General features: G+C 68.8%; 3 protein-coding genes and 1 pseudogene. All 4 read left to right on the top strand.

Annotation, left to right across the window (positions count from 1 at the left end; all coding sequences use genetic code 11):
* The first annotated feature begins 81 nt into the window (after positions 1 to 81).
* Positions 82 to 819, top strand: a complete 738-nt coding sequence (locus ACIA5A_RS30835) for a DinB family protein (RefSeq protein WP_396768293.1) — start codon at positions 82 to 84, stop codon at positions 817 to 819.
* A gap of 177 nt (positions 820 to 996) precedes the next feature.
* On the top strand, positions 997 to 1,245 hold the full coding sequence (locus ACIA5A_RS30830; protein WP_396768291.1) for a hypothetical protein: 249 nt from the start codon (positions 997 to 999) through the stop codon (positions 1,243 to 1,245).
* A gap of 463 nt (positions 1,246 to 1,708) precedes the next feature.
* A complete protein-coding gene (locus ACIA5A_RS30825; protein ID WP_396768289.1) occupies positions 1,709 to 3,967 on the top strand; it encodes an Ig-like domain-containing protein in 2,259 nt (752 codons plus the stop codon).
* Positions 3,968 to 4,085: 118 nt separating this feature from the next.
* Positions 4,086 to 4,205, top strand: a pseudogene (locus tag ACIA5A_RS30820) (IS5/IS1182 family transposase); the annotation flags it as partial.
* Positions 4,206 to 4,300 lie beyond the last annotated feature (95 nt).

The following is a 4,300-nucleotide window of genomic DNA, read 5'->3' as shown; positions in this document are numbered from 1 at the left end:
AACTCTCGGGGGTAGGGCTTGGGCACAGCGACATCCTTCCAGCCTGCCCGCGGGGCAAGCCATCTCAGATGTCACCTATCGGTGCAGCAGACCCACTACGAGGGTGCGGAGTTCATCGACCTGTCAATGGCCGGCGCAACCTTCCGCGAGGTGGATCTCAGCGGCGCCCGGATGCGCGGCGTGCTGCTGGTGGACGCCGACATCGACGGGGCGATCGACGGCCTGCGCGTCAACGGCGTGGAGGTCATGCCATTGATCGAGGCCGAGCTGGATCGCCTGCACCCCGAACGGCTTCGACTGCGGCCAACCACACCCGAGACGATGCGCGATGCGGTGGATGTCATCGAGGAGCTGTGGCAGGCGACGCTGCGACGCGCAAGCGTGCTGCCGGAGGAAGCCGTCCACAGATCGGTGAACGGCGAATGGTCGCTCGCTCAAACCCTGCGCCACACGATCTTCGTCGTGGACGCCTGGTATGGCCACGCGGCGGCCCTTCGTCCGAACCCGTTCCATCCGATCGGCGTACCCGCATCGTTCACCACAAACGGCACCGAGTTCGGCATCGACGAGTCGGCCGCGCCCACCCTCGGCGAAATCCTCGCCGTGCGCGCCGAGCGGATCGCCGATCTGCGCGCATATCTGGCGCAGGTCACGCAGGAGGAGCTGGACCGCGTGCGGGGGCCGAACACCGCGATCGGCTGCCCGCCGCCCGCCGAACGTACGGCGGTCGAGTGCCTGCAAGTCATCTTCAACGACCAGTGGGCGCACGTGCAGTTCGCCGACCGCGACCTGGCCATCCTGGAACAGGAGTATGCGTGATGCTTCGGGAGGTCCACTGCTGCACAGTCCGCGTACTCGTTGATATGCCGAACGCGGAAGGGACGCCCTTCTGATCGCACTGCAGGTGGAACTGGTCATCACATAATCCCCGCCCACCAGCCGCGCCGGTCGGGACCGGGCCGCCCACCTCAGGTCACCGACGCCGAACTGGTCTGCTTGGCGGTCGCGCAGGTCCTGCTTCGGTACAACGATGAACGGCAGGTGCTGCGGGCAGCACCGGCCCGGGTCGGCCACCTGTTCACCCGGCTGCTGGCGCAAAGCGAGTACAACCAGCGTCTCAAGCAGGCCACCACGCTGATGGAGGCCGCGCTGCGGTGGCTGGCCGAACACACCGATGCATCCGCTGGACCGGCCTGGCCAACCCCAAACTGTTCGGCGAACGCGGGCGACACGCCAGCCCGCTAGCCCGCCAGCCCGCCAGCCCGCCCCGGGCACCACCGTGGTCACCGACAAGGGCCTGTCCGGCCAGGCCAGCGAGCAACTGTTCACCGACCTGGGCCTGCGGGTCACCGTTACACGGTCCAGGACGGGTTCCGGGCCACGGCATCACGACATCGAGTGAAACAAAGTCAAGCCGTACTGAAAGCCATCAAAGCTGAAAAGCATTGACGTCAGCTCATGGCTCGCTGAGCGCCCAGTTGTTCGTCCTGAGGCGATTCGTACGTCATCGCCAGCAGTTCCTTATTTTCCGCCATCTCGAAATCTGACTCGCGGTAAACCGCTCTGAGCTGGGTTGTTGACCATGACGGAAATCCCACAGTCCCTTGAGGAGAGCCGCGTGCGAGATTGGCGACGCCAGGCCCGCGAGGGCTGATCCGACGAAGGGACCGCAGTGCACCGTCGATCACGGACAATTTGGCTACGCGTCGTGCCCGCAATTCTCGGCACCGTGCTGTTGGCTGCCGCACCCCTGCTGGCCCCCGCGCCCGCGCTCGCCAGGGTCACGCCGGTGGCCGACAAGAATCCCCGCCTCACCGACTCGCCGATCCCGTTCTCGCTCAAGGTCGACTTCTCGGACGCGGCGACCGCGCCGGCCACCGGCTACGTCCGCGACTTCGGCGAGGCGTACCTGGCGACTCGCGGGTACGGCTGGGTCGACCTGGGCGAGCGCACTCCGGTGAGCCTGGTCGGCAACGGCCGCAACCGCAACCCGGCGACTGGCCAGAGCGATCCGCGGCTGGCCACCTTTATGCACGCCCAGTTGCCGGCCGGGAGCGTCGGGGTGCCGACGCCCGGCGCCTGGGAGGCCGCGGTGCCGAGCGGCAGCTATACGGTCACCGTCGCGGTAGGCGACGCCGGCACGGCGGTCGACAGCGTGCACTGGGTCAACATCGAGGACCAGAACGCGATTGCCGCCTTCGTGCCGGCCTCCGCGGCCAGGTTCGCCACCGTCACCCGGACAGTGAGCGTCACCGATGGCAAGCTCACGGTCACCCCGACGGGCGGCACCAACACCAAGTTCGCGTACCTCGACATCACGAGCGTGGTCGACTCGGCCACCACCCCCACGGTACGCACCAGCACCCCGGCCAACGGCGCCACCGGCGTGCCCACCACGACAAGCGTGGTGGAGGACCTGGTGCTGCCCAACGGAGGGGTGGCCGCAGCGACGCTCACCTCGTCGACGGTGCGGCTCACCCGCCTCTCCGACGGCGCGGCGGTGCCCGCCACCACGATCACCAGCGGCGGCGGCGACGTCATCAACCTTTCCCCGACCGCACCGCTCGCGGCCAACACGGCGTACCGGTTCAGCATCACCAGCGGCGTCACCGACGTGACCGGCAAGCCGTTCGCGCCGTACTCCATCGTGTTCACCACCCGCGCGGGCGCGGGCGGCAGCGGGCCGATCGCCTTCGACAAGACCGTCGGTGTGGCCACCGGCAAGTCCTTCACCACCGTGGTCAAGGGGCCCGACGGTCGGCTCTACGCCGGCACCCTGGACGGCTACGTCTATCGCTTCCCGATCAACGCCGACGGCACGCTGGGCACGCCGACGGTCATCGACGCGGTGCGCACCAACGCCACCGCCCTCGGCCTGCCCGGCGCTCCGGCCCGCACGATCATCGGCATGGCCTTCGACCCGGTCTCCACGCCCACCGCGCCGATCCTGTGGGTCACCGACAACTACCAGTACGTCGGGGCGCTGAACGTGCCGGACTGGTCCGGGCGGGTGGGCCGGCTCAGCGGTGCCGACCTGGGTACGTACACCTCGGTGGTGGTGAACCTGCCGCGCTCCGTCAAGGACCACGAGACCAACTCACTGGCCTTCGGCCCGGACGGCGCGCTCTACGTGAGCCAGGGCGCCAACAACGCGATGGGCGCCGCCGACTCCACCTGGGGCAACCGGCCCGAGCGCCTGCTCAGCGCCGCCGTGCTGCGGCTGGACCCGGCCCGGTTGCCGGCCACTCTGCCGCTGGACGTCCAGACCGAGGCGGGCGGCGTCTACGACCCGGACGCGGCCGGGGCGCCACTGACGCTCTACGCCACAGGCGTGCGCAACGCCTTCGACCTGGTGTGGCACAGCAACGGACACCTCTACGCGCCGACCAACGGCTCGGCAGCGGGGGGCAACGCCCCTGCCACGCCCACGCCGCTGCCCGCCTCGTGCACACGGCGCGGCTACACCGGCCCGGCGGTTCCCGCTCTGGCCGGCGTGCCGACGGCGGAGACCGACTACGTCTTCGACGTCAAGCCGGGCCGCTACTACGGCCACCCCAACCCGCTGCGCTGCGAGTGGGTGCTCGCCGGCGGCAATCCGAACGCCGGCGCCGACCCGTTCGAGGTGCCCGCCTATCCCGTGGGCACCCAGCCGGACCCGAATTTCGACCTTGCCGGCACGTACGACGCCGGCCTGCACGCCTCCGCCAACGGCGCGGTCGAGTACCGCGGCGGCGCCTTCGGCGGCGCGCTGCGTGGCAAACTGCTTGTGGTGCGCTACTCGGCCGGTCAGGACATCGAGACCTTCGACGTGGCACCCGGCGGTGCGCTGTCCAACCGCACGACGGGCCTGGCCGGGTTGACCGGTTTCAGCCAGCCGCTGGACGTCACCGAGGACACTGCCACCGGCAACCTGTACGTGACCGAACTCGGCGCCAACCGCATCACTCTGCTGCGACCACGCGTCTAAGGCGTGTTTCAGAAGTCGTGGTGGCCGGTGAAGGTCTCGGCGTGGCGGTGATCGACAACTGAAGAGGTCTCCGGTATCTGGTTCTGCGACCAAGCAAGAACTTCATACCGGAGACCTCGTGGCCACCTTAACGGTGACGAGGCGGCATGACCTCACCGACGCTCAGTGGCAGCGGCTCGCTGCGCTACTGCCTGCCGCGTCGGCGAAGGGCCGACCGCCGAAGTGGGAGAAACGGCAGTGAAGTGACCCCTATCGGCCGGACACCTCGATGTCTGTCAGGGACTCTCGGTGGATCTTCTCGTAGGTGTCGGGGCTGACGTTACCCAGACGGCT

This window comes from Micromonospora sp. NPDC051300 (assembly GCF_044455315.1).
Lineage (GTDB): Bacteria > Actinomycetota > Actinomycetes > Mycobacteriales > Micromonosporaceae > Micromonospora > Micromonospora robiginosa.
Note: the sequence above shows the minus strand (reverse complement) of the source record. Positions and strands in the feature narration are given on the sequence as shown.